At 67.7% G+C, this 25,064-nt stretch carries 21 protein-coding genes; 9 read left to right on the plus strand and 12 right to left on the minus strand.

Annotated features, from left to right (window positions below; translation table 11 throughout):
* Positions 1-26: 26 nt before the first annotated feature.
* From ABE423_RS07485 to rlmJ, 4 genes are all read right to left on the minus strand, one after another.
* On the minus strand, positions 27-644 hold the full coding sequence (locus tag ABE423_RS07485) for an HD domain-containing phosphohydrolase (RefSeq protein ID WP_046983231.1): 618 nt from the start codon (positions 642-644) through the stop codon (positions 27-29).
* A gap of 44 nt (positions 645-688) precedes the next feature.
* The gene (mfd, locus tag ABE423_RS07490; protein WP_346485622.1) at positions 689-4,153 is read right to left on the minus strand and encodes a transcription-repair coupling factor; all 3,465 of its coding nucleotides are present in this window, start codon (positions 4,151-4,153) and stop codon (positions 689-691) included.
* Positions 4,154-4,302: 149 nt separating this feature from the next.
* The gene (locus ABE423_RS07495) at positions 4,303-4,848 is read right to left on the minus strand and encodes a GNAT family N-acetyltransferase (RefSeq protein ID WP_004150340.1); all 546 of its coding nucleotides are present in this window, start codon (positions 4,846-4,848) and stop codon (positions 4,303-4,305) included.
* Between the two features lie 95 nt (positions 4,849-4,943).
* Positions 4,944-5,801: a 23S rRNA (adenine(2030)-N(6))-methyltransferase RlmJ gene (gene rlmJ, locus ABE423_RS07500; RefSeq protein WP_024958156.1), complete on the minus strand. Its 858-nt coding sequence runs from the start codon at positions 5,799-5,801 to the stop codon at positions 4,944-4,946.
* Positions 5,802-5,836: 35 nt separating this feature from the next.
* Here rlmJ and creB point away from each other — a divergent pair, with 35 nt between their 5' ends.
* The 7 genes from creB (at position 5,837) to ABE423_RS07535 (ending at position 13,651) form a co-directional block, all read left to right on the plus strand.
* Complete coding sequence (creB, locus tag ABE423_RS07505) at positions 5,837-6,562, plus strand: two-component system response regulator CreB (protein ID WP_080355454.1); 726 nt, start codon at positions 5,837-5,839, stop codon at positions 6,560-6,562.
* Between the two features lie 3 nt (positions 6,563-6,565).
* Positions 6,566-8,026, plus strand: a complete 1,461-nt coding sequence (gene creC / locus ABE423_RS07510) for a two-component system sensor histidine kinase CreC (RefSeq protein WP_125895781.1) — start codon at positions 6,566-6,568, stop codon at positions 8,024-8,026.
* Positions 8,027-8,107: 81 nt separating this feature from the next.
* Positions 8,108-9,427, plus strand: a complete 1,320-nt coding sequence (gene creD, locus ABE423_RS07515; RefSeq protein WP_110711667.1) for a cell envelope integrity protein CreD — start codon at positions 8,108-8,110, stop codon at positions 9,425-9,427.
* Positions 9,428-9,437: 10 nt separating this feature from the next.
* Positions 9,438-9,848, plus strand: coding sequence for a hypothetical protein (locus tag ABE423_RS07520; RefSeq protein ID WP_125895780.1), 411 nt, complete (start codon positions 9,438-9,440; stop codon positions 9,846-9,848).
* Positions 9,849-9,990: 142 nt separating this feature from the next.
* Positions 9,991-11,568: a M20/M25/M40 family metallo-hydrolase gene (locus ABE423_RS07525; protein WP_121503870.1), complete on the plus strand. Its 1,578-nt coding sequence runs from the start codon at positions 9,991-9,993 to the stop codon at positions 11,566-11,568.
* A 153-nt stretch (positions 11,569-11,721) separates the two neighbouring features.
* The gene (gene gltX, locus ABE423_RS07530; protein ID WP_346485627.1) at positions 11,722-13,125 is read left to right on the plus strand and encodes a glutamate--tRNA ligase; all 1,404 of its coding nucleotides are present in this window, start codon (positions 11,722-11,724) and stop codon (positions 13,123-13,125) included.
* Positions 13,126-13,159: 34 nt separating this feature from the next.
* Positions 13,160-13,651, plus strand: a complete 492-nt coding sequence (locus tag ABE423_RS07535; protein WP_004150412.1) for a Fur family transcriptional regulator — start codon at positions 13,160-13,162, stop codon at positions 13,649-13,651.
* 32 nt (positions 13,652-13,683) lie between these two features.
* On the opposite strand, the gene ABE423_RS07540 is transcribed toward ABE423_RS07535, so the two are convergent.
* From ABE423_RS07540 to ABE423_RS07560, 5 genes are all read right to left on the minus strand, one after another.
* A complete protein-coding gene (locus ABE423_RS07540) occupies positions 13,684-14,337 on the minus strand; it encodes a hypothetical protein (RefSeq protein ID WP_346485629.1) in 654 nt (217 codons plus the stop codon).
* Between the two features lie 75 nt (positions 14,338-14,412).
* Positions 14,413-15,573, minus strand: a complete 1,161-nt coding sequence (locus tag ABE423_RS07545; protein ID WP_125895777.1) for an HlyD family secretion protein — start codon at positions 15,571-15,573, stop codon at positions 14,413-14,415.
* Between the two features lie 10 nt (positions 15,574-15,583).
* Positions 15,584-17,257 (minus strand): MFS transporter, encoded by a 1,674-nt coding sequence (locus ABE423_RS07550; protein WP_182267482.1) that lies wholly within the window; start codon positions 17,255-17,257, stop codon positions 15,584-15,586.
* The gene (locus tag ABE423_RS07555; RefSeq protein ID WP_010483118.1) at positions 17,257-17,823 is read right to left on the minus strand and encodes a TetR/AcrR family transcriptional regulator; all 567 of its coding nucleotides are present in this window, start codon (positions 17,821-17,823) and stop codon (positions 17,257-17,259) included. The genes ABE423_RS07550 and ABE423_RS07555 overlap by 1 nt, the downstream gene beginning before the upstream one ends.
* 228 nt (positions 17,824-18,051) lie before the next feature.
* Positions 18,052-20,262, minus strand: a complete 2,211-nt coding sequence (locus tag ABE423_RS07560; RefSeq protein ID WP_346485632.1) for a TonB-dependent receptor — start codon at positions 20,260-20,262, stop codon at positions 18,052-18,054.
* A 136-nt stretch (positions 20,263-20,398) separates the two neighbouring features.
* Here ABE423_RS07560 and ABE423_RS07565 point away from each other — a divergent pair, with 136 nt between their 5' ends.
* Complete coding sequence (locus tag ABE423_RS07565) at positions 20,399-20,812, plus strand: MerC domain-containing protein (protein ID WP_125895775.1); 414 nt, start codon at positions 20,399-20,401, stop codon at positions 20,810-20,812.
* 110 nt (positions 20,813-20,922) lie between these two features.
* Entirely contained in the window at positions 20,923-21,102 is a 180-nt protein-coding gene (locus tag ABE423_RS07570) for a 30S ribosomal protein THX (RefSeq protein WP_004150462.1), read from the plus strand.
* 98 nt (positions 21,103-21,200) lie between these two features.
* Here the strand turns inward: ABE423_RS07570 and ABE423_RS07575 are convergent, their stop codons facing one another.
* The 3 genes from ABE423_RS07575 to ABE423_RS07585 all read right to left on the minus strand — a co-directional run bounded on the left by ABE423_RS07575 (position 21,201) and on the right by ABE423_RS07585 (position 24,837).
* Entirely contained in the window at positions 21,201-22,451 is a 1,251-nt protein-coding gene (locus tag ABE423_RS07575; RefSeq protein WP_346485634.1) for an ectonucleotide pyrophosphatase/phosphodiesterase, read from the minus strand.
* A gap of 419 nt (positions 22,452-22,870) precedes the next feature.
* Positions 22,871-23,362 (minus strand): methylated-DNA--[protein]-cysteine S-methyltransferase, encoded by a 492-nt coding sequence (locus ABE423_RS07580; protein ID WP_012510484.1) that lies wholly within the window; start codon positions 23,360-23,362, stop codon positions 22,871-22,873.
* Positions 23,359-24,837, minus strand: a complete 1,479-nt coding sequence (locus ABE423_RS07585) for an AlkA N-terminal domain-containing protein (RefSeq protein WP_346485637.1) — start codon at positions 24,835-24,837, stop codon at positions 23,359-23,361. Before ABE423_RS07585 ends, ABE423_RS07580 begins: the two co-directional genes overlap by 4 nt.
* Positions 24,838-25,064 lie beyond the last annotated feature (227 nt).

A 25,064-nucleotide genomic window follows, 5' to 3' on the forward strand; every position in this document is an offset into this window, starting at 1 on the left:
TAGCGCCGGGCCATGCCCGGCGGATCTCAGGCCAGCGCCGGCTCCTGCGCCAGCATGCGATGGAAGCGCTGCAGCACGTAGGGATCGATCAGGCCGCCGGATTGCTCGTCAATGATCCGCAGCACCTTTTCGTGCTCCATCGCGGTGCGGTAGGGACGCACGCTGGTCATCGCGTCGTAGGCATCGGCGATGGTGACGATGCGTGCACCGAGTGGAATGTCTTCGCCGCGCAGGCCATCGGGATAGCCACTGCCATCGAAGGCCTCGTGATGGGTGCGGATCAGCCGTGCCACCGGTACGGCATCGCTGCGGCCGGTGGCCATGAAAATGTGCTCGCCACGCACCGGATGCTCGCGCATGATCGCGCGCTCCTCGTCGGTATGCCGGCGCGGGGCCAGCAGCACATCGTCGGGAATGCCGATCTTGCCGATGTCGTGGAAACGGGCGGCCAGGCCGATCTGCGCGCAGGCTTCATCGTCGAGATCGCAGCGTGCGGCCAGGCGCTGCGCGAGCAGTCCGACGCGATCGCAGTGGTGGCGGGTGTAGGCGTCGCGCATCTGCAGCGACATCGAGAGGGCATCGATCAGGCAGGCCTGCGCGTGCAGCAGGTCGGGGGCGGGTACGGCGTCAGGAAACATGGTCATCCGCCCGCACCGGGTGGGGACCGGTGCGGGGTATTCGGGGGCGATCAACCCGGGGCGAGGGTGGTCAGAAGGGCGCGGGCCGCATTGAAGCGGTCTTCCGGCAACGGCAGCGGGTGCTTGATGCGCAGCTTGTCAGGCCCTTCCATGGCGTAGAGATTGGGTTGTTTCTGGATCAGCTGGATCACCGCCATCGGATCGATGTTCGGCTTGGACTCGAACACGATGCGGCCACCGTTCTCGCCCAGGTCCAGCTTGCGGATGCCCAGCGTATTGGCCTTCAGCTTCAGCTCGGCGATGGCGAACAGGTGCTTGGCCGCATCCGGCAGCAGGCCGAAGCGGTCGATCATCTCCACCTGCAGTTCGCGCAGCGCATCACTGTCGCGCGCGCTGGAAATGCGCTTGTACAGGGTCAGGCGGGTGTGCACGTCCGGCAGGTAGTCTTCCGGAATCAGCGCCGGCACATGCAGCTCGACCTCGGCACCGCGCACTTCCTCGCCGGCATCCAGGTCGGGCAGTTTGCCCTGCTTGATGCTGCGCACCGCGCGCTCCAGCAGCTCGGTGTAGAGGCTGAAGCCGACCTCGGCCATCTGCCCGCTCTGGTCCTCGCCCAGCAGTTCACCGGCACCGCGGATTTCCAGATCGTGCGTGGCCAGGGTGAAGCCGGCACCGAGCTCGTCCATCGACGCGATCGCTTCCAGGCGCTTTTCCGCATCCGGGGTGATCGAGCGGCGGTCGGGCGCCACCAGGTAGGCGTAGGCGCGGTGGTGCGAACGACCGACGCGGCCACGCAGCTGGTGCAGCTGGGCCAGGCCGAAGCGGTCGGCGCGGTTGATGATGATGGTGTTGGCGTTGGGGATGTCGATGCCCGATTCGATGATCGTGGTCGACAGCAGTACGTTGAAGCGCTGCTTCTGGAAATCAAGCATCACCTTTTCCAGCTCGCGCTCGGGCATCTGCCCGTGGGCGATGCCGATGCGCGCCTCCGGCACCAGCTCGGACAGCTCGCGCTGCATGCGGCCGATGCTTTCCACGTCGTTGTGCAGGAAGTACAGCTGGCCACCACGCGCCAGCTCGCGCTGGAAGGCTTCGCGCAGCAGCGCATTGTCCCACTGGGTGATGAAGGTCTGCACCGCCAGCCGGTTCGGCGGCGGCGTGGCGATGATCGACAGGTCGCGCAGGCCGGCCATGGCCATGTTCAGCGTGCGCGGAATCGGCGTGGCGGTCAGTGTGAGCAGGTGCACGTTGGCGCGCAGCGCCTTCAGTGCTTCCTTCTGGCGTACGCCGAAACGCTGCTCCTCGTCGACGATGACCATGCTCAGGTCCTTGAACTTCACGTCCGGCTGCAGCAGGCGATGGGTACCGACGATGACGTCGATGGTGCCGGCAGCGACCTTTTCCAGCTCGGCCTTGATCTCCTTGGTGCTCTTGAAGCGCGACAGCACCTCGACCTTCAGCGGGTAATCGGCGAAGCGGTCGCGGAAGTTGCGGTAATGCTGTTCGGCCAGCAGCGTGGTCGGCACCAGCACGGCCACCTGCTTGCCGGCACTGGCGGCGGCGAATGCCGCACGCACCGCCACCTCGGTCTTGCCGAAGCCTACGTCGCCGCAGACCACGCGGTCCATCGGCTGGCTGCTGGCCAGGTCGCGCAGGGTGGCGTCGATCGCGGCCAGCTGGTCCGGGGTTTCCTCGAACGGGAAACCGGCCGCGAACGGTTCGTACATCGCGCGGTCTACCTGCAGCGCCAGGCCAGCACGGGCCTGGCGGCGGGCCTGGATCTCCAGCAGCTCTGCAGCCACGTCGCGCACCTTCTCGGCGGCCTTGCGCTTGGCCTTGCTCCACTGTTCGCCGCCCAGCGAATGCAGCGGCGCGGTTTCCGCCGAAGCACCGGAGTAGCGGCTGATCAGGTGCAGCTGGGCGACCGGCACATACAGGCGGTCGCCCTTGGCGTATTCGATTTCCAGGAACTCGCCGGGCATGCCGCCGACGTCCATCGCAATCAGGCCGCGGTAGCGGCCGACGCCATGGTCCTCGTGCACGATCGGCGCACCCTCGGTCAGTTCACCGAGGTCGCGGATGATCGCTTCCGGCTCGCGGCCGGCACGGCGCGTGCGGCGGGTGCTGCCGGCGCGCTCGGGGAACAGCTGGCGCTCGGTCAGCACCGCGATGCGCGGATCGTCCAGTGCGAAGCCATCCTCCAGCGGCGCCACCGCGATCGCGAAGCGCGCATCGTCGGCGAGGAAGCTGGGCAAGTCGGCCACCACCGGCGGCTTCAGCTCGGCGGCCTGCAACACTTCCAGCAGCGCCTCGCGACGCCCGGGCGAATCGGCGGCAATCAGCACCCGGCCCGGATAATGGCCGAGGAAGGATTTCAGCGCGTCGCCAGTGGGGGCCTCGCGCGCGGCCACCGGCAGCGGCGGCAGCGGCTGGTCGCCCAACGCATGGGCATCGGCGATGCGCGCGTGGTCAGCCGACCACACTTCGATGCGCGGGGCATCGTTCAGACGCTCGCGCAGTAGTTCCGGCGACAGATACAGCGCCGACGGCGGCAGCAGCGGCCGTTCCACATCGTGGCGGCGCTGCTCGTAACGCTCGCCGGTCTGCGCCCAGAACGCCTCGGCGGCTTCGCCGGCACCGGCGCAGACCACCGGCAGGCTGCCGTCGGGCAGGTAGTCGAACAGGGTCGCGGTGCGTTCGAAGAACAGCGGCAGGTAGTACTCGACGCCGGCCGGGGCCAGCCCGGACTTCAGATCCTGGTACAGCGCGCTGCGCCGGGTATCGACATCGAAGCGTTCGCGCAGCGTGGCCAGCACGCGGGCGATGCTGGCTTCGTCCATCGGTACTTCGCGGCCCGGCAGCATGTGCACCGCCTCGACCTTGTCGAGCGAGCGCTGGCTTTCCGGGTCGAAGGCACGGATCGAGTCGATGTCCTCGTCCAGCAGCTCCACCCGCAGCGGCTCGTCGGCGCCCATCGGGAACACATCGAGCAGGCCGCCGCGCACGGCGAAGTCACCCGGGTCCATCACCTGCGGGACGTTGCGGTAACCAGCACTTTCCAGGCGACGCTTCTCGGCTTCCAGATCCAGGCGCTGGCCGACCTTCAGGTCGAAGCTGCCACCGATCACGTAGCTGCGCGGGGCCAGCTGCTGCAGCAGGGTCTGCACCGGCACGATCACCAGGCCGCGCTTCAGCGTGGGCAGGCGGTGCAGGGCGGACAGGCGCTGCGAAATGATGTCCGGATGCGGGCTGAAGCGGTCGTAGGGCAGGGTTTCCCAGTCCGGGAAGGCCACCACCGGCAGGGCCGGATCGCCGCCGAGCAGGGTCTGCAGGTCGGCTTCAAGCTGGTTGGCTCCGTGGTTGTCACGGGCGATCACCAGCAGCGGGGCGTCGTGCGCACGCGCGGCCTGGGCCAGATACCAGGCCAGGGCGGTCGGCGATGCGGGGGCGCGCCACCAGGCGCGGAGCTGGCCGGCGCGCGGCAGCGGCGGGGCGGGGTATGAGGTACGCGACATGGACCCCGGATTTTAGCAGAAGCCCGATCGAAGCCCGGCGAGTCGTGCCGGCCGTTGGCCGGCCGCCTCATGTGCGGTTGGGGGAACGCAATGCCGGCCAGCGGCCGGCACTACCGGAATGACGCGCCGGGCGATGCCCGGCGCATCCATCAGTTGTCCAGCTCCAGCACCATCCGCACCAGGCCTTCGGCACCGGTCGGGTGCGGGACCGGCTTGAAGCCCAGCGAGGCGGCCAGCTGCTTCATCGGCTCGTTCTCGGCGGCAACGTCGCCGTAAAGACGGTCCAGGTACTTGCCGCGGCCCCACTTCACCAGCTTGCGCATCAGCTGCCGGCCGAGGCCCTGGCCAATGAGGAAGCGGCTGATCAGGATCGCGTACTCGGCTTCACGGGTACCGGGGATGATCGAGGCCCGGGCGACCGCGCCGACCACCGCTTCGCCAGCGGGCAGGGATTCGGCTGCGACCAGGGTGATCTCGGTCTTGGGATTCGGGTGGGTCAGGCGCTGGGTGGTTTCCGGCGACAGCTCGGTCACCGCCTGCAGGAAACGATCACGGATTTCTTCCGGCCCGAACAGGCTGAACGCCGCTTGCAGCGGCGCGCCATCTTCCGGGCGGATGGGGCGGATCAGCAGCTCGTGGCCGCTGGGAGCCTTGAAGATCTCATGCCAGGGCGGCATGCGGTTGCGAGTGGCCATACCGGGTGATTCCTTGGTGGTCCATCGATTGTGGCATCACCGGGGCTGCATTCCGTGAACGAAAGGCTCACAGCGGTACAGCCTCGTGAAGGCCGTTATTCGGGGGCTTTGAGCCAATCCAGGCGGGTGCTGGCACCGGGTTCACCCAGGTGCTGGCGCAGCGCCGGCAGGGCCGGGCCGACCACCCGGTCGAACTGCCAGGGCGGGTTGAGCAGCAGCATGCCGCTGCCGTTGAGGCGCAGCGGCGAGTCGTCCGGCCGCACCAGGAACTCGATCGTCATCGCCGATTTCACCGGCAGGGCGGTGGCCTTGCGCAGGAAGTGCAGGATGGTGCGGCGCTGCTTGATCGGGAACCACACCGCGCAGGTAGCCTGCGGCCAGCGCGCCAGGGTCTCGGCCAGCGCGGCCAGGACGGCCTGGTATTCGGCGTCCTGGGCCTCGTAGGGCGGGTCGATCAGCACCAGGCCGCGGCCGATCTTGCTGCCGTTGAACTTCGGCGGCAGCAGCGAGCGCAGCAGCGCATAGCCATCGCCCGCCCGCACGTCGACGCGGCTGTCATGGGCGAACAGGGCCTTCAGCGTGGCCGTTTCGGCTTCCTGCAGCTCACAGACCGCCATGCGGTCCTGCGCGCGCATCGCCTGCGCGCTCAGCAGCGGCGAGCCCGGGTAGTTGGTCAGGGCGCCCACCGGATTATCGGCCTGCACCGCCTTCAGATAGCGCTCGACCACCTCCGGCAGCTTGGGCTGGGCCATCAGCCGCATGATCCCGGATTCAGCCTCGAGGGTCTTGCGGCTCTCTTCGCTGGCCAGCAGGTAGCGGCCGGCGCCGCCGTGGGTGTCGAGCACAAAGAACGGGCTGTCCTTGCGCTTGAAGCTGTCGATCAGGGCCAGCTGCACGATGTGCTTGAGCACATCGGCGTGGTTGCCGGCATGGAAGGCGTGGCGATAGTTCATGGGCGGCAGTGTACGGGGCGGCGGCCGCAGCGGCTATGCTGCGCGCCATGACAGCTCCTGTTGCCCATGTCCTGGTGGTCGAGGACGAAGCCGCCATCGCCGAAACCGTGCTCTATGCGCTGCGCAGCGAGGGCTATGCCGCCAGTCACTGCCTGTTGGGCGGTGAGGCCCTGCAGCGGCTGCAGGCCGGCGATATCGATGTGCTGGTGCTGGACGTGGGCCTGCCCGATCTTGGCGGCTTCGAGGTCTGCCGGCGGCTGCGTGCGCAGCCGGGGCCGGCGGCGCAGCTGCCGGTGATCTTCCTGACCGCGCGCAACGACGAAGTGGACCGCGTGCTCGGCCTGGAGCTGGGCGCCGACGACTACATGACCAAGCCGTTCTCGCCGCGCGAGCTGGTCGCACGGGTGCGTGCACGCCTGCGCCGTGCGGCGCCGGTCGTCGCAGCGCCCAGCGCCGATGCGGGCTGGCAGGAGCATGGCGCGTTCGCCATTGACCGCGAGGGCCGGCGCATCCGCTTCCGCGGCCATGCGCTGGACCTGACCCGCTATGAGTACGCACTGCTGGAAGCGCTGCTGCAGCGCCCGGGTGCCATCCTCAGCCGCGCGCAGCTGATGGACCGGGGCTGGGACAGCAGTGCCGACAGTGCCGACCGCACCGTCGACACCCACGTCAAGACGCTGCGCGCCAAGCTGCGCGCGGCCGGTGCCAGCGACGACCCGATCCGCACCCACCGTGGCCTCGGCTACGCGCTGGAGGTCTAGCCGATGCGCCTGGTACTGAAGCTGTTCCTCGGCTTCTTCCTGATCACCGGCATCGCCGCGTTCTTCGTGATGCGCGTGTTCGTCAACGAGGTGAAGCCCGGTGTGCGCCAGGCGATGGAATCGACCCTGGTCGATGCGGCCAACGTGCTGGCCGAGATGGCCGCCGCCGACGTCAAGGACGGCACCATCCGCAGCGGCAGCTTCACCCGCAACCTGGCCAAGGCGCGGCAGCGCGACCTGAAGGCAATGGTCTGGCGTTTCCCCAAGCGCTCGCTGGATTACCGGGTGACCATCACCGATGCCAAGGGCATCGTCATTTACGACTCGCTGGGTCGTGACCTGGGCCGCGACAATTCGCGCTGGAACGATGTCTACCGCACCCTGCGCGGTGAGTACGGCGCGCGTTCCAGCCCCGAGATTGCCGGCGAAGAGGGCGATACGGTGATGCATGTGGCGGCGCCGGTATATGACCCGGCCGACGGCCGCACGCTGATCGGCGTGCTCAGCCTGGCCCAGCCGAACCGCAGCATCGATCCGTTCATCGCTGCCAGCCAGCGCGCCATCATCGAGCGTGGTGCGTGGCTGATCGGGCTGTCGGCGCTGGTCGGCGTGCTGGTGACGATGTGGCTGACCACCGGCCTCGGCCAGCTCAGCCGCTATGCACGCGCGGTCAGCGCGGGCGAACCGGTGCCACCACCACGGCGCCGCCGCGACGAGATCGGCGATCTCGGCCAGGCGCTGGAAACGATGCGCCAGAAGCTCGAAGGCAAGGCCTACGTCGAGCAGTACGTGCAGTCGCTGACGCACGAGATGAAGAGCCCGCTGGCGGCGATCCGCGGTGCCGCCGAGCTGCTGCAGGAGCCATTGCCGGAGGCCGATCGCGTGCATTTCGCCCGCAGCATCGTCGACCAGCAGGAGCGGCTGACCGAGACCATCGACAAGCTGCTGGCGCTGGCCGAAGTGGAACAGCACGGCTGGCTGCAGACGCGTGACCCGATCGCGCTGCCGGCATTGCTGGCCGATGCGGCGGCGGCCGCGCAGGTGCGCGCGCAGGCGGCCGGCGTGCAGGTCCGCATCGGCAGCGTGCCCGACCTGCGGGTGCAGGGCGACGCCTACCTGCTGCGGCAGGCACTGCACAACCTGATCGACAACGCGATTGCCTTCTCGCCGGCCGGCGCGGAGATCGCGCTGCAGGCCGAGGTGGACGGGCAGGGCGTGCGCCTGCAGGTGGCCGACCGTGGCGCCGGCATTCCCGACTACGCGCGTGAGCGGGTGTTCGAGCGCTTCTATTCGTTGGCCCGCCCCGGCAGCGGGCGGCGCAGCTCCGGCCTGGGCCTGCCGTTCGTGCAGGAGGTCGCGCGCCTGCATGATGGGCGTGCCAGCGTGGATATCCGCGAGGGCGGCGGCACCGTGGCCAGCCTGTGGCTGCCTTTGGGTGTGCCAGGCCAGCGCCCGCGCCGCTGACTTCACACTCGCTTCAAATTCGCCACAAACCCTGCTCACCGCGGCGGTCCATCCTGCAGCCCTCTCCAACGAGGATGGACCATGAAATCCCTGAAGATGCTGCTGCGGTTCGCCATTGTCGGCGGGCTGATCCTGCTGCTGCTGGTGCCGCTGACGATGATCCGCGGGGTCATCAACGAACGTAGCGCGTACCGCGACGAGGCCTTCTCACGGGTGGCCGACAGCCGCGCCGGTGCACAGCAGCTGGTGGGCCCGGTGCGGGTGGTGCCGTGGGTGGAACGCAAGCAGGTTGAACTGGTCGACCCGCTGGGCGTCAAGAAGACCGAGGTGCAGGTCACCGAGGGGCACTGGCTGCAGATGCCGGCGTCGCTGGAGGTGGGCGGCGAGATGCTGCCGAGCCAGCGTGAGGTCGGCCTGTTCAAGGTGCCGGTGTACAGCTGGAACGGCCAGATGAAGGCGACGTTCGCTGCAGACGACTATCCGGTGAAGGCCGGCCGCAGCTATGGCCAGCCGTATGTGGCGGTGGGCATTTCCGATGTGCGTGGCCTGGTCGGTACGCCGAACCTGCGCGTGGATGGCAAGCAGCTGCGCCTGCTGCCTGGCGTTGGTGCGGCCAGCGAGGTGGGGCGAGGCCTGCACGCACCGGTGGCCGGATTCGCCGAAGACCATGGCGGCACGCTGGCTGCCAGCACCGTCGAACTCGAGCTGCGCCTGGATGGCAGCCGCATGCTGTCGGTGGTGCCGGTGGGCGATGACACCAAGATCGCACTGCGTTCGAGCTGGCCGCATCCGTCATTCAGCGGTGCGTTCCTGCCCAACGAGCGTCGCGTCGACGCACAGGGCTTCGATGCGCGCTGGGCGGTGTCTTCGCTGGCCTCCGATGCACAGCGACAGCTGCGCAATGATGGTGCGGTCGAGTCGCAGGCGGTGACGGTGTCACTGGTTGATCCGGTCGATGCCTACACCCAGGCCGACCGTGCCTCGAAATACGGCGTGCTGTTCGTGCTGCTCACCTTCGTCGGCTTCATCCTGTTCGAGCTGATCAGGTCGCTGCGCATCCACCCGCTGCAGTACCTCATGGTGGGCCTGGCGCTGGCGATCTTCTTCCTGCTGCTGATCAGCCTGTCCGAGCACATCGCGTTCTGGAAGGCCTACCTGGTCTCGGCGGTGGCCTGTATCGGCCTACAGGCGGTGTACCTGGCCAACGTGCTGGGCCACTGGAAGCGCGGCCTCGGCTTCGCTGCGCTGCTGACCGTGTTGTATGGCGCGCTGTATGGCCTGCTGGTGTCGGAGAACAACGCGCTGCTGATGGGTTCACTGCTGCTGTTCGTGATCCTGGCGCTGGCGATGTGGGTGACCCGCCGGGTGGACTGGTACGCGCTTGGCGCGGAACTGAAGTAAGGAGCACGCCATGAGCTGGCGCCAGGGATTGCGGCAACGGGCACGGCAGGGCATTCCGGCCCTGCTGGAAGTGGATGCGCTGCTGCAGGCACATGGCGTGCTGGCGGCCCTGCCGGGGGCACGGATCGCCCCCGGCCTGGTCCGCTTCCAGCTGGCGGCGGCGACCTGCGAGGGACTGCAGGGCCAGGGACTGGCCTGGCTGCAGGGCGCACGGCAGGGACGCGGTGCGCTGGCCGGCAGGGTGCCGCGCTACCGGCCATGGAAGGCCGGGGCGGAGGCGCTGGCCGAGATAGGTATCGGCGGCCTTCCGGATGGCTGGCCGGCACACGCGGCGGTGTACGGCTGCAGCAGCATCGACCGGCGGCACTGGTTGCTGCTGCTGCCCGAGCGGGCGCAGTTGTGGCTGGGATGGAGTGGATGATTCGGTTGTTCATCCACGCATGGCGTGGATCTACTGTCGCTGTCCATGACCGATGGGACGGTATCCGCGCGCCCCTGCTGGCTAGACTCGATGGGTTGATGATCGAGCCGAAGGGCAGGGGTGCGATGTGTTGAAGTGGGGCATGCTGGCCGCAGCGCTGGCGATGGGTGGCAATGCAGGCGCGCAGCAGCGCGAGCCGGTGGACCTGGACATGGTCAGCCGCATCCGCCAGGAGGCCTTCCACCGTTCGCAGGTGATGGACACCTTCAGCTACCTCACCGAACGCATCGGTCCGCGCCTGACCAACTCGCCGGCGATGGGCCGCGCCAATGCGTGGACGCGTGGCAAGTTCAACGAATGGAAGCTGGACAACGTCCACGACGAAGCCTTCGACGACTTCGGGCGTGGCTGGGAGTTCACTTCGGCCAGCGTAGAGATGCTCGGTGACCGCGTGCAGCCGCTGCATGCGCTGCCCAAGGCCTGGACCCCTGGTACCAAGGGCCCGGTTGAAGGCGAGCTGGTGCAGGTCGAGATCAAGAAGCCCGAGGACATCGAGAAGTACCGCGGCAAGCTGCGCGGCAAGATCCTGCTGCTGGGCGAGGCGCGCGAGTACAAGCGCGGCACCGAGGCGGATTCGCACCGCCACGACGCCACCTCGCTGGAGGGCCTGCAGGAGTTCACCCTGCCCAAGGACAAGGACGCCACCGCCGAGCGTGCGAAGCGGGTCAAGGAATACCAGGAACGCCAGCAGCTGGCGACCAAGGTCAATGCGTTCTTCGTGGAAGAAGGCGCGCTGGCCTCGATCAGCATCAGCAGCTGGGACAACGGCATCATCCGCGTTGCCGGTGGCGGCTCGCGCAAGGCCGGTGAATCGGTGGGCATCCCCGAACTGGCGATGATCAGCGAACACTTCAATCCGCTGGTGCGCGCGCTGGAGGCCAAGCAGACCGTGCGCCTGCGCGTGGATGTGGCTGCGCGCTTCACCGACGAGGCCGACCAGCCGGGTTACAACACGCTGGCCGAGATCCGCGGCAGCAGCAGGCCCGATGAAGTGGTGATGATCGGCGCGCACCTGGATTCCTGGCACAGTGGTACCGGTGCGGCCGACAACGCGGCCGGCGTGGCGGTGATGATGGAAGCGATGCGCATCCTCAAGGCCACCGGCGCCAAGCCCAAGCGCACCATCCGCGTGGCGCTGTGGAGCGGCGAGGAGCAGGGCCTGATCGGCTCGCAGGCCTATGTGGCCAAGCACTTCGGCCGTTTCCCGGAACCCACCGATCCGGCGCAGAAGGCGCTGCCGGCCTCGCTGCGCGAGCCGACCGGCGCGCTGCAGAAGACCCGCGACTACGGCAAGTTCCAGGTCTACTTCAACATGGACAACGGCTCGGGCCGCTTCCGTGGCATCTATGCACAGGAAAACCTGGCGGCGATGCCGATCTTCGAAGCCTGGCTGGCCCCGTTCCATGACGTCGGCGCCACCACCGTGGCCACCCGCAACACCGGCAGCACCGACCACATCAGCTTCGACCGCATCGGCCTGCCGGGCTTCCAGTTCATCCAGGACCGGCTGGACTACTTCACCAACGTCCACCACAGCCACCTGGACACCTGGGACCACGCCGAACCGGAAGACCTGAAGCAGGCCGCGGCCATCGTCGCCTCGTTCGCCTACAACGCCGCGATGCGCGAGCAGTCCTTCCCGCGCAAGGTAGAACCGTAAAAGGGGACGGAGGGGATTAAGTCGTTTCTCCCCTCCGTTTCCCGGTCGCAGCCCCAGGAGCTGGGCAATCGCGACTTAATCCCCTCCGTCCCCTTTTTCCGTCGGGGGCGGTGGGCTGGTAAAATCGGGGGATTCCCGTTCCTCGAGCCGTCCATGACCTGCCGCACCCGCTTCGCCCCCAGCCCCACCGGTTACCTGCACATCGGCGGTGCCCGCACCGCGCTGTACTGCTGGCTGGAGGCCCGCCACCGTGGCGGCGAGTTCGTGCTGCGCATCGAGGACACCGACCGTGAACGCAGCACCCAGGGCGCGATCGACGCGATCCTGGAGGCGATGGAGTGGCTGGGCCTGGACTATGACGAAGGCCCGATCTACCAGACCGACCGCGTCGCCCGTTACCTGGAAGTGGCCGAGCAGCTGGTGGCCGACGGCAAGGCGTACTACGCCTATGAGACCCGCGAAGAGCTGGACGCGATGCGCGAGGCCGCCATGGCCAGGCAGGAGAAGCCGCGCTACAACGGCGCTGCACGCGAACTGGACCTGCCGCGCAAGGACGACCCGAACCGCGTCATCCGCTTCAAGAACCCGCTGCAAGGCACGGTGGTGTTCGACGACCTGATCAAGGGCCGCATCGAGATCGCCAACAGCGAGCTGGATGACATGGTCATCTTCCGCCCGGACGGCTACCCCACCTACAACTTCGCGGTGGTGGTGGACGACTGGGACATGGGCATCACCGAGGTCATCCGCGGCGATGACCACATCAACAACACTCCGCGCCAGATCAACCTGTACGAAGGCATCGGCGCGCCGGTGCCGAAGTTCGGCCACATGCCGATGATCCTGGACGAGCAGGGCGCCAAGCTGTCCAAGCGCACCGGCGCGGCCGACGTGATGCAGTACAAGGACGCCGGCTACCTGCCGGACGCGCTGCTGAGCTACCTGGCCCGCCTGGGCTGGTCGCACGGTGACCAGGAGCTGTTCAGCCGCCAGGAGCTGATCGACCTGTTCGACGTGAAGGACTGCAACTCCAAGGCCTCGCGCCTGGACATGGCCAAGCTGGGCTGGGTCAACCAGCACTTCCTGAAGACCGAGGACGTGGCCGCGATCGTGCCGCACCTGGTCTACCAGCTGCAGAAGCTGGGCCTGGACGTGGCCGCCGGCCCCGCCCCGGAGGACGTGGTGATCGCCCTGCGTGAACGCGTGCAGACCCTGAAGGAAATGGCCGAGAAGGCCGTGGTCTGGTACCAGCCGCTGACCGAGTACGACGAAGCGGCGGTGGCCAAGCACTTCAAGGCCGGTGCCGAAGTGGCGCTGGGCAAGGCCCGCGAGCTGCTGGCCGCCCTGCCGGAATGGACCGCCGAGTCGGTGGGCGTCGCCCTGCACGACGCGGCCGCAGCGTTGGAAATCGGCATGGGCAAGGTGGCCCAGCCGCTGCGCGTGGCCATCACCGGCACCCAGGTCAGTCCTGACATTTCCCATACCGTTTACCTGGCCGGCCGCGAGCAGGCCTTGAAACGCATTGATGTGGCCATCACCAAGGTAGCAACGGCCTGAGGCATCCTTGCCAGGCCCGAACCGGAGAACACGCATGCCCGCCAAGACCGCCACTGCCTGTACCGCCCCGCACCACCACGTCCACGACGCATCGGATTTCGTGGCGGTGGTCGAGCGCGTCTCGCGCGAACGCGGGCTGCGCCTGACCCCGATCCGCGCCAATGTGCTGAAGCTGATCGCCGAGGCCGGCAAGCCGGTCAAGGCCTACGAGCTGCTGGAATGGGTGCGCAACGGCAAGGGCGTGGGCGCTGACGCCCCGCCCACCGTCTACCGCGCGCTCGACTTCCTGATGGCCAATGGCTTCGTGCACAAGCTGGAATCGGTCAATGCCTTCGTGGCCTGCCACCATCCCAGCAGTGCCGCGCACTCGGTGCCGTTCCTGATCTGCAACAGCTGCCACAGTGCTGTGGAGCTGGAAGACCGCGAGATCGTCACCCAGCTGGAGAAGCGCGCCAAGGAGCTGGGCTTCCAGCCGCAGGCGCAGACCCTGGAAGTGCACGGCCTCTGCGCGCGCTGCGCGGGCTGAGTCGCGGCGCGTACCCGGACTGAGCCGCACGCTCAGTCCCGGGCGGCGTGCTCTTTCAGACGCTTCAGGGCGCTGCGCTGTGCGTCGACCAGTACAGGGTCGTCCACCCGCAACTGCTCGACCCAGGCGAGCGCTGGTACCGGGTCGGCATGGCGCACGAAATACAGTGCCTGCGCCAGGAAATGCACATTGGGCACCCTGGCGTCCCAGATGAGCTTGGCGATACGCAGCATCGACGCCTGCATGCCGGGTGTAACCTCAACGCCGGTCTTCCCCGAAAGCGCGGTATTGAGGCAGTAAAGCGCCTGGCAGGGCAGATCACGCGGTGTGCCCGCACGCGACCAGTCAGCGCGTTCGGCAAAGTCCAGCAGGATGGCAATGGCGGCGGGGCCACCCACATCGGCCAGTGTGCCGAGCGCGAACACTGCCAGCTGGGGGTCACCCAGCATATCGCGCAGGCCCTCAATGCCCTGGCGTCCCCAGGCGGTGCAGGCCTTGGCCCAGCCGCCGAACGGTACGACCCGGCTACCATCGCCCAGCAGGCCATCATCCGGCCAACCGTGCAGTATCCGCAGCCGCTCAATCTCCTCGCCACCTTCGGCGCCGTGCTCCTGCACGAAGGCGATCAGATCTTCCGCTTCCAGCATGTCCTTGGCCGCCCGCCTGGCCAGTGTCGTGAATTTCATCGTCTTCCAGCGATCCTGATCCAGATCCGCAACGGTAGCGGATCAATGGGGTGAAGGCAGTCAGCAGCCTGCACCCTAGTCCATCGGCTTGGACCGGGTATCCACCCGCACGATCACCGACATGCCGGGCCGCAGCTGCGCGGCCAGCGTCTGACCTTCATTGATCGATATCCGCACCGGCAGCCGTTGCACCACCTTGGTGAAGTTGCCGCTGGCGTTGTCCGGGCGCAGTACGCTGAACTCCGAACCTGTGGCGGGTGCGATCTCCTGCACGCGGCCGCGCAGCACCTGGCCCTGGAACGCGTCCACCGAGAACGTGGCCGGCTGACCGATCGCCATGCCCCAGGTCTGGCCTTCCTTGTAGTTGGCCACCACCCATAGCGTGTCAGGCACCAGGAACAGCAGCTGCGAACCGGCGGCGACGTACTGGCCCACGCGCACGCTGGCTTCGCTGATCTGGCCGTCGCGCGGTGCGTGGATCACCGTGTTGGCCAGGTCGATGCGCGCCAGTTCCAGTTGTGCCTGTGCACTTTCCACCTGGGCCTCCAGGCTCTTGCGCGCCACCTGGGTCGACACCAGCGTTTCCTCGGCGATGCGGATCTGCGCCTGCGACTGCTGCACGCTGGCCTGTGCCGAGGCCTGGGTGGTGCGGAACTTGTCGCGGTCGTTGACCGACACCAGTTGCTGCGCAGCCAGTTCCTCGTAGCGTTTCAATTCATTGCGCGAACGCTGCAGCTCGGCCTGGCCGGCCGACAGCGTGGCGTGCGCCGAAGCGATCTGCGCACGATTCTGTGCCTGCGACTGGTCCGAGTTGGCCAGTGCCGCACGTGCGCTGTCCAGCGTTGCCTGCGCCTGGGCGACACGCTGCGTGTAGATGCGGTCATCGATGCGCAGCAGCGGATCGCCCTCCCTTACGTGCTGGAAGTCCTTCACCAGCACTTCGGTCACGTAGCCGTTCACCTGTGGCGCCATCACTGTGATCTGCCCGCGCACATAGGCGTTGTCGGTCACCATCACGCTGCTGGTGAACGGCCACAGGTGCCAGGCGCGCAGGATCAGCGCAATGCCCAGCAAGGCCACCACCACCATCACCACCACGCTGCGCGCGCTGGGCTTGAGGTACTTCGGCGCGGCAGCCGGTGTCGCGGGCGTGGGCGCAGGCGCCGCATCGGTCGGCGGCGGTGGAGTGACGTTGTCGGCGTCGATGTCGTCGGGGCGGGGCGGGACGGGAGGCATGGAGGAGGACTCAGCGGGGCGCGGCCGGCGTGACCGCAGCGGGGGAAGTGGGGTGGCGCTTGCGCCATTGCTTGAGCACGGCGGTGCGCAGCGACAGCAGCAGCAACCAGCACAGGAAGCCGATCGCCAGCCATCCGCTCAGCGTGAACACGTCATTGAAGCCTCGCACGTTGGCTTCGCGGCGCGTGGTCTGCGCCAGCTGCGCGCTGCCCTGCGCGCTGCGCAGCACCGGGTCGGTGATCTGCGCGCTGTACAGCTGCTGCTGGAGGCGCAGGCGCTGTGCCACCACCGGATCGGCCGGGTCGAGCTGGCTGGTCAGTGCGCTGGAATACAGCTGCTCGCGATGCAGCTGGAAGGTCCCCAGCACTGCCGAACCTGCCAGGCCGCCCAGGGTCTGCGTGATCGACAGCGTCACCAGGAAGGTGATCATGTGGTCCACGCCTTGTTTCAATGCGGCAGAGATGCCGAGCATGATCAGTGGGCCCATGAACATGCCGGCACCGATCGAGGCCAGGAACTGGCTGGCGTAGAAGTCGTGCGGCCGGTCCAGGCTGGTGCGGTGCTGGTCGAAGAACGCGGCGGCGCCCAGCAGCAGGATCGCCATCAGCAGCTGGGCGATCAGCCGTTTCGGGCCGAAGGTCAGCGAAGCGCCGGCGATGCCGACGATCACCCCGGCCAGGATCACCACGAACAGCGGCCGCATCTGGTCAGGTCCCATGCCCAGCGTGCGCATCAGGTTGACCACGCCGTAGGACTGCTCGGTGGTGAGGAAGCGGATCAGGAAGGCACCGACGATGAAATGCAGTACCGGCAGTGTCGACAGCCAACGGATCTGCAGCAGCGGATTGCGCCGGTAGTGTTCGATGATCAGTGCGACGGTGGTCAGCGCGATGGAGGCGATCAGCGCCCAGCCCAGCCACGGTGTGTTGAGCCACCAGCGCGTGTAGCCCTGCGCCAGTACGATCACCAGCAGGGCAACGGCGGGGGCGAGCAGGGCGAAGGTGAGGAAGTCCAGCGGCTCGAAGGCTTTCACCTGGATGCCGGGCGGCAGCTTCAGCACCACCACCGCCGCGAACGCGCACAGGGCCAGCCCGGCTTCAAACGAGTAGAGCTGATGCCACTGGCCGGTATCGACCAGGCCCGGCGAGACGATCCAGGCGATCGGCACCGCCAGCTGCGAGAGGCCCACGCCAACCACCAGCAGATTGCCGGTGAACCGTCGTGGCAGCGCCTGCAGCATGTACAGCGTGCCCAGTGTCGAACAGGCGGCGCCAGCGAAGCCGCTGGCGGCACGGGTCAGCATCGTGGTCTCGAAGCTGCCAACGAACAGGTGCAGCACCGCCAGTGCTGCGTACAGGCCCAGGCCGATCTCGGCGAACAGGCGGATGCCGTACTGCTGGCGGAACTTGAAGGCCAGCAGGTTGGCCGTGACGTTGACCATTGCATAGGCCGCCACCAGCCAGCTGCCCTGGGTCGGCGTCAGTGCCAGCTGGCCCTGCAGGAAGGGCAGGTTGGCGGTGACCAGTGCATTGCCAAGGCCACCGGTGATCGCCACCAGCAGCGACACCAGTGCATAGGCCACGCGTCGATACGGTGGGTGCCAGGGCATCGACGCCGAACCGGGCATGGTCGGCTTCTCGTGCTCCTCCCAATCCGGAACCGGCTTCAGATACGGCTGGACCATCAGCGGGCCTCGCTGGTTGCTCCCTGGAGACCCCCGCGCAGCAGCTGCAGGGCACGCCCGGCCAGGTGGGCGCGCTCGTCGCGGGTCTTGCCGCGCAGGGCTGCGCCCAGCATGCCCGAGATCAGTGAAATGTCCGTCTTCTCCAGGTCGGCACGGCACAGTCCGGCGGCCTTGGCACGGGCGATCGGTGCTTCCAGCAGATCGCGCACGGTCTCGCGCGCGGTGCGCATGGCTGGCACGTCCGAATCCACCGCGCGCCAGTAATCGGCCAATGCCGGCGAATCGATGATGCGCTGGGCCATACCCTCGAACACTTCGAACAGGGCATCGTCGCGGTCGCCGAGCTGCTCGACCTGGCGCCGGATACGGTCGACCGTACGTTGCAGCAGGGCCTGGATCAGCGCGGTGCGGTCGGGGAAGTTGCGGTACAGGGTGGCGCGGCCCACCTGGGCGCGTTCGACCACCAGGTCCAGCGGGGCGGTGACACCGTGTTGGCCGAACACATGATCGGCGGCGTCGAGGATGAGGGCACGGCGGGCAGCAGCATCGGCACGTTGGGCAGTCATGGAATTATTTTCGGACAAAAGTGTCCGATTGGCGAGACTTTGAGTGACGGGATTGTCCGCTTGTTGTGGTACGCACATCTTTGTGACGAATGCGTGATGGATGCTGCACAAAGAGATGGGGGCCAGAAGGCCCCATCGGATCTGCTTGCATTGGATCCACGCCATGCGTGGGCTGAGGCTGGGGTCAGAACCCATTCCTCTGGAATGGGATCCGACTCCACTACGCGATCAGAAGAACGCGCGGATGCCGAATGCGACACCACGGCCCGGCAGCGGCGAGTAATCACGCAGCAGCGAGGTATGCGGACGCACTTCGCGGTTGGTCAGGTTGCTGCCATCCAGGAACACCTCGTAGCTGTTGCTCGCGTTGCGATCCCAGCGGTAGGCCAGATGCGCGTCGACCAGGGTGTAGCCGTCGCTCGGCGCTTCGTTCTGGGCGACATCCTTCTGGCGGCTGTAGCGGACCGCACCGACCGAGGCGCGCCAGCCGTCCTTCGACCAGCGCAGGTCGGCGCCGACGCGGGCCGGGGCGATGCGCGGCAGGTAGCCGGTGTTGGCCAGCTCCACGCTGTAGTTGTGGTTGTGGTCGCCATGCGGCACGGCGATGTCGAGGTTGCGGCTGCCGCTGCCATCCAGCTTGGCCTTCACGTAGTCGCCGAACAGGCGCAGATCCCAGTCACCGGCGCCGCCTTCGAACAGGTGCACCAGCGCTTCGGCTTCGGCACCGCGGAACACCGCATCCTGCTGCGTCCAGGCGCGGACCGGCAGACCCTCGGTAACGCCGGTGTCGGCCAGGTAGATGAAGTCCTTGAACCTGGTCTGGTAGACCGACGCGGAGAAGTCCAGGCGTTCGCTGTGGGTGTGGATACCCAGTTCCACGCGCTGGCCGCGCTCGGTCTTCAGGTTGGCGTCGCCGATTTCCAGCGAGCGGGTGGCGATGTGTGCGCCGGCGGCATACAGCTCTTCGTTGGTCGGTGCACGCTCGGAGCTGTCCACGCCGATGCGCAGGTCGACGGTGTCGTTGAGCTTCCAGATGCCGGCCGCAGACAGGTTGGTGGCGCCGAAGGTGCGGCGGCGATAGTCACCGGTCGGGTCCAGCTTGACCTGGTCGTGGCGGCCGCCCAGTTCCAGCTTGAACGGGCCGAACTGCTTTTCCTGCAGTACGAACAGGCCGATGTTCTTCGTGCCGGTATCCGGAACGAACGCCTCTTCGCCCTTGGCACCGAAATCACTGTTGCCGAACTGCAGGCCGAAGGCGCCGTCCCAGCCGCCGATCTGCTGCTGCACGGCTTCCAGGCGCGCCTCGATGCCACGGTTGGTGAAGCGGGTGGACGGCGTGCCGGCTTCCAGCTCCACGTGTTCGTAGTCGGTGTAGGCCACGCGCGCATTGATGTTCTTCAGGAACGAGACCGGGTTGTAGATGCCGGCCTTGGTCTCGAAGCGGTTCTGCACCATGTCGATGCGCACGTCATGCTCGTCGCCGCCTTCCTCTTCATCGCCATGGTCGTGGTCGTGGCCGTGGTCATGGCCATGATCATCGCCATCGGCATGCACGTGCGCGCCATTGGGAATGCCGTAGTTGGTGCGATAGGTGCTGGCCGATACGCCGAAGTAGCCGCCGTCGCCCAGCCAGGTCGCGCCGACGCCGCCGGCGCGGGTGCGGATCGAGCTGTTGTCGAGGCGGCCGCGGCGCGGTTCTTCGCCTTCTTCGCCCGCGTGGTCATGGTCGTGATCGTGATGGTCTTCAAGGCTGTCGATCACTGCATAGCCGGGAATGCGGTAGTCGTCGCCATTGCGCACCAGGCCGTCCACATGCAGCACGACATTGCCGCTGACGCCATCGAGGCGGAACATGCCGCTGCGCTCGTTGTTCACCGAATTGCCGCGCAGCTCGGCGCGGCCGCTGAGCGGGCGCTCCGGCAGCTCGCGGGCGATGCGGCCATCCACCACATTGACCGCGCCACCGATGGCGCCACTGCCGAACAGCAGCGTGGCCGGGCCCTTCAGCACTTCGATCTGGTCGGCCAGGAACGGCTCGATGCTGGTGGCATGGTCGGCACTGACTGTGGACGCATCCATGTTGCCCATGCCGTTGGACAGCACGGCCACGCGCGGGCCTTCCTGGCCGCGGATGATCGGGCGGCCGACGCCAGGGCCGAAGAACGTGCTCTGCACGCCCGGCAGCTTGGCCACGGTATCGCCGAGGGTGCCGGCCTTCTGCTCGTCCAGGCGTTCGCCGGCCAGTACCTCCACCGGGCGCGCCAGCGATTCGGCATCGCCCTGCAGTGGCGACGCGGTGACCTGCACCGACGACAGTTCAGTCAGGTGGCGGTCACGCTGAGCGCTGTCATCGCCGGCGGCAAAGGCAACCGAAGGCAGCAGGGCGGCGAGGGCCAGAGCGAGGGAATGCGGCTTCAACCGCGGGGTGTGGGCGGGCATGGAGCGGGTCCTTTGTTACAGTGTATCAATCGCTGGGCGCACGTATCCCGTCAGCGGGACAGGGGGAGGGAAACCGTGCGGGTCGGGAACAGATGTTATATTATTCCATAACGATTCGCCGACCCTGCTGGAAGTCATGTCCCTGTCCTCACGCCTGCGCCACCTGCTAGACCGTTTCGGCGCCACCGGTTCGATGCTGTGCGCGGTGCACTGCGCGGTAATCCCCGTGCTGCTGGCCGCGGCGCCGTCGCTGGGCCTGTCGTTCTGGCTGAGCGATGGGGTGGAAAAAGCGCTGGTGGTGTTCGTCACCCTGCTCGGGCTGTTCAGCCTGGTCTGGGGCTACCGCCGGCATGGTGCGCTGCGTGCGCTGGGCTTCCTGATTCCCGGCCTGGTCGCGTTGTGGGCCGGCGTGCTGTACGACCCGCTGCACCACAATGCGGTGCCGCACGCGGTGGTGATGACCATCGGCGGACTGCTGGTGGGTGTGGCCCACCTGGTCAACCTGCGCCTCAACCACGGTCACGTGCACGACGCCAGCTGCGCGCACTAGGCGCTCCGTGATAGGATTTTCGATCGTGCGCGGGGGCGCCCAGCAAGGCGGCCCCGCCGAACCCGTGTCAGTACGGGGTAACCAGATTTCACATTTGAGGAGTTGAAGACATGGGTAAGGGTGACCGCAAGACCGCCAAGGGCAAGCGCTACAACGCCAGCTACGGCAACGCCCGTTCGCACACCGCGAGCAAGGTCGCCGTAGGCGCCGCCGCTCCGGTTGCCAAGAAGACCGTGGCCAAGGCTCCGGCGAAGAAGGCTGTGGCGAAGAAGGCCGTCGCCAAGGCCTGATCCGGCCCAGACCGGTTCAACGAAAAACGCGGCGCCTGGCGCCGCGTTTTTTTATGCCTGTCCGGCGAGCCGAGCGTGGGCTCGGCTCTACAACCGGATCAGCGCAGGGTTTTCTTCAGCGTTTCCGGATTGCCGTCGTTCGGTGCAGCCGGCACCTGCAGCAGGTCGGCCAGCAGCGGGTAGACGTCGACATTGTCGAAGCCATCGATCACCAGGCCTTGGCGGAACGACGGGCCGCTGGCCACGAATACCGCGCGCATGGAGGGCAGGGCATTGTCGTAGCCATGCGAGCCACGATCCTGATGGTCTCGCTTGGCGATCTTCTCCTGGTGCAGGGCATCCCAGCCTTCATCCATCATGCAGACAATGGCGGGAATGCGCGGGTGGGTGCCGTAGTGCAGGCGCGGCGGCAGGTTCTCTTTCTTCCAGCACTCGTAGTGCGCGTGACGACCGAGCAGGGCGCGCTCGGCTGCGGCTTCGTGACCGGCCAACGGCGCAAAACCCACCGACTGGCCCTGGCTGACGTTGCGAGCGATGGCCGGGGCGGCCATTGATTCGGTGGAGATCACCTGGCCGACCGGGACGCTGGCCATGCCATGGTCGGAGACCACGATCACGTTGGTGGTCGCGGCCAGGCCGCGCTGCTGCAGTCCATCGAGCACCTGGCCGACGATCTGGTCGGCGCGCACGATGGCGTCGGCGTACTGCTTCGATTCGGGGCCGTAGTTGTGGCCGGCCTTGTCCACGTGCTCCATGTACAGCGTGGTCAGTTGCGGTGCGTCGGCATCGGTCTGTGCAAGCCAGTCCAGCACGGTGCCCGCGCGTTGTTCCAGCGGTTCCTTGCCGTCGTACACGCGCCATTGGCTTGGGCGCACACCACGGATTTCCGATTCACTGCCCGGCCACGAGGTGGTGGCCGAACGCACCCCGGCGTTCTCGGCGCCGACCCAGATTGGTTCGCCGCCCCACCAGCCGCTGGTGGTGACCGCCTCACGGTTGCTCAGCTCGAACCGCCCTAGGGCTTCATCGTCCATGCTGTTGTTGACGATGCCGTGGTGGTCCGGGCGCAGGCCGGTGACGATGGTGTAGTGGTTGGGGAAGGTCAGCGACGGATAGGACGGGGTCATCCAGCGTGCACGCACGCCGCCGTCGATCAGGCGCTGAAGGTTGGGGGTCAGGCCGCGGTCCAGCGCATCGGCGCGCAGGCCGTCGATGGAGATCAGCAGCAGCTTCGGCGGCGCAGCCGCAGCGACAGCGATGGGAGCGGAGGCGGAAGGGGCGGGCGCGGTGGTGCAGGCGGCCAATGGCAGCAGCAGCGCCAGCGCGCAGGTCAGGCGTACGGAAGTCATCCGCGCATGATAAGCCGGTGCAATGACGCGCCCAAGACACGGCGCGCTAGCGCGCGCAGTGTCCGCGCATTTTTCCTTATCCCCGCGCCTGCCGGCGTGCCCCTTCAACAAGAAGGGGATTTTTCCCCAGACATATTCCTGATGCTTCCATCCACGCATGGCGCGGATCTACCGTGTCGACCAAGGTCGACACCTACCAGCAGCCGCGCAGTGCGCCGTCCCGACAGATCGCAGGAACCTGTCGAAGGCGGGGTGGGTCCGGTTGCAGGGGCGTGAGCGCCATGGATGGCGCGACCGAGCTTACAGGGACGTACTTGCAGCGTCCCCTGCAACCGGACCCACTCTGCCTCCGCGCAGGAAGCGCGCTGTTGCTGTTGCTCTAGCCTCTGCGGGTGCCGGGCGCAGCCCGGCCAGCCCTCTCAGGCGAACAGCGGGGCCTGGCGTTGTTCCAGTCGCAGCAGCGCGGCCTTGGTTTCCAGTCCGCCACCGAAGCCGGTCAGCGCGCCGTTGCTGCCGATCACGCGATGGCAGGGCAGGATGATCGGCAGCGGATTGCGCCCATTGGCGGCGCCGACGGCGCGGGTCGCACTGGGTTGGCCCAGGTGCTGCGCCAGCTGCAGGTAGCTCCAGGTCTGGCCGAACGGGATCAGAGCCAGCGCCTGCCACACGCGCAGCTGGAACGGCGTGCCGCGTGGCGCAAGCTCAAGGTCAAAGCTGCTGCGTTCGCCGTGCAGGAACTGCAACAGCTGCTCGCGTGCTTCCGGCAGCGCATCCGGCGCGTAGTGCCAGTCGTCGCGGCCGCGTGCCGGGTGGCGGTTTTCCGGGAACAGCACGTGGGACAGGCCACGCTCGTCACCGGCGATGGTCAGCACGCCGATCGGGCTGTCGAAACGGTCGAACAACAAGGTCATGTCGGTTCTCCAACGAAAGTGCCGGACAGGTGCCACAGGTGCAGCACGGCATAGGCACGCCAGGGGCGCCACGGTTGCGAGCGTGCTTCGGTGGCGCGTTCGCTCAGGCGCTGGCCCTGCGCGTGGCCGAGCACCTGCTGCAGTACCAGGTCACCGGCGGGGAAGGCATCGGGCTGGCCGAGCCCGCGCAAGGCGATGTACTGCGCGGTCCACGGACCGATGCCGGGCAGTGCCACGCAGCGCGTAACGAACTCTTCCAGTGCTTGACCGGGCCCGAAGTCGAGCGCGCCGCTGGCGCAGGCGGCGGCCAGTGCGCGAACGGTGGCGGCGCGGCTGCGCGGCAGGCCGATCGATTCCAGCGGCGCTTCGGCCAGCAGCTCGGGGGCCGGGAACTGGCGATCGAATTCCGGCGGCATGCCCGGCAGGTGCGCGCCATAGGCATCCACCAGCCGCCGCGCGAAGGTGGTGGCCGCGGCCACGCTGACCTGCTGTCCGAGCACGGCGCGTACGCCCACCTCGAAGCCATCCCAGCCGCCGGGGACGCGCAGCCCGGGGCGCTCGGCGATGCCACGCGCCAGCAAGGGTTCCTCATCCAGTGCGGCGTGGACCTGCTGCAGGTCGGCATCCAGATCGAATACGCGACGCACACGGCGGACGATGTCGGGGATCAGGCGCGGATCGACCGCGCCCAGCTGCAGGCGCAGTTCCGGGCGCTTCGGGTCGGCGGTGACGCTCAGCAGGGTGGGGCGCTCCGGCGTGCCGAGCACGCGCTGGTAGCTGTCTTCGCCGATCAGCTCGATGCCGGGCAGGCTGCGCTTGCGCAGGAAGGCCAGCATGCGCGGGAAATCCAGCGGTGGCCGGTATGCCAGACGCAGTACCAGGCAGCCATCGTCGGCGGCCAGCGGCTGGTGCTGGCGACGCAGTGCGGTCGGCGCCATGCCGCAGCCCTGCAGGAAGGCCGTGTTGAAACGACGCAGGCTGTTGTAGCCGGCGGCCAGCGCGACGTCGGTCACCGGCAGCGTGGTCTCGGTCAGCAGCTGCTTGGCCAGCAGCAGCCGATGGGTGGCGTGGATCTGCCCTGGCGTTGCGCCCAGATGTTCGACGAACAGGCGCTGCAGCTGGCGCGCGCTGAGTCCGATCTTCTCTGCGAGGTCGGCTACCGGCTGTTCCTGCAGGAAGCCACCATGGATCAGGGCCAAGGCGCGCTGTACGGTCTGCCCGGCCAATGCCTGCTGCGCCTGCGGTGCCAGCTCGGGGCGGCACCGCAGGCACGGGCGGTAACCGGCTGCCGCGGCAGCGGCCGCAGTCGGGTAGTAAGTGATGTTGCGCGGCTTCGGCGGCGGTGCCGGGCACATGGGGCGGCAATAGATGCCGGTGCTGCGCACGGCGGTGAAGAACACGCCGTCGAAGCGTGCGTCGCGGGCCAGGCGGGCGCGGTCGCAGGCGGCGGTGTCGAGGGCGAGGGCGGTGTCCATGGCGCCAGTCTAGGCGTGTGAGGGCGGGGATACTCGCCGGATTCGGACATGGATGCTGGAGGGGGGGCTGGCAGGGCTTGCAGCCCTGCACCCGCAACGTCAACGTCAACGTCTCAATCAAAAGCTGGCAGTCCGTGGGATGGCGGGGGGGGGGGGGGGGGGGGGGGGGGCCGGCGGCACAACCCACCGCGGTGGGGGGTGCGGACTCAGGCGAGCCAACCCGCCGC

It is taken from the genome of Stenotrophomonas sp. TWI1409 (genome assembly GCF_039673015.1).
In the GTDB taxonomy this organism is placed as follows: domain Bacteria; phylum Pseudomonadota; class Gammaproteobacteria; order Xanthomonadales; family Xanthomonadaceae; genus Stenotrophomonas; species Stenotrophomonas maltophilia_A.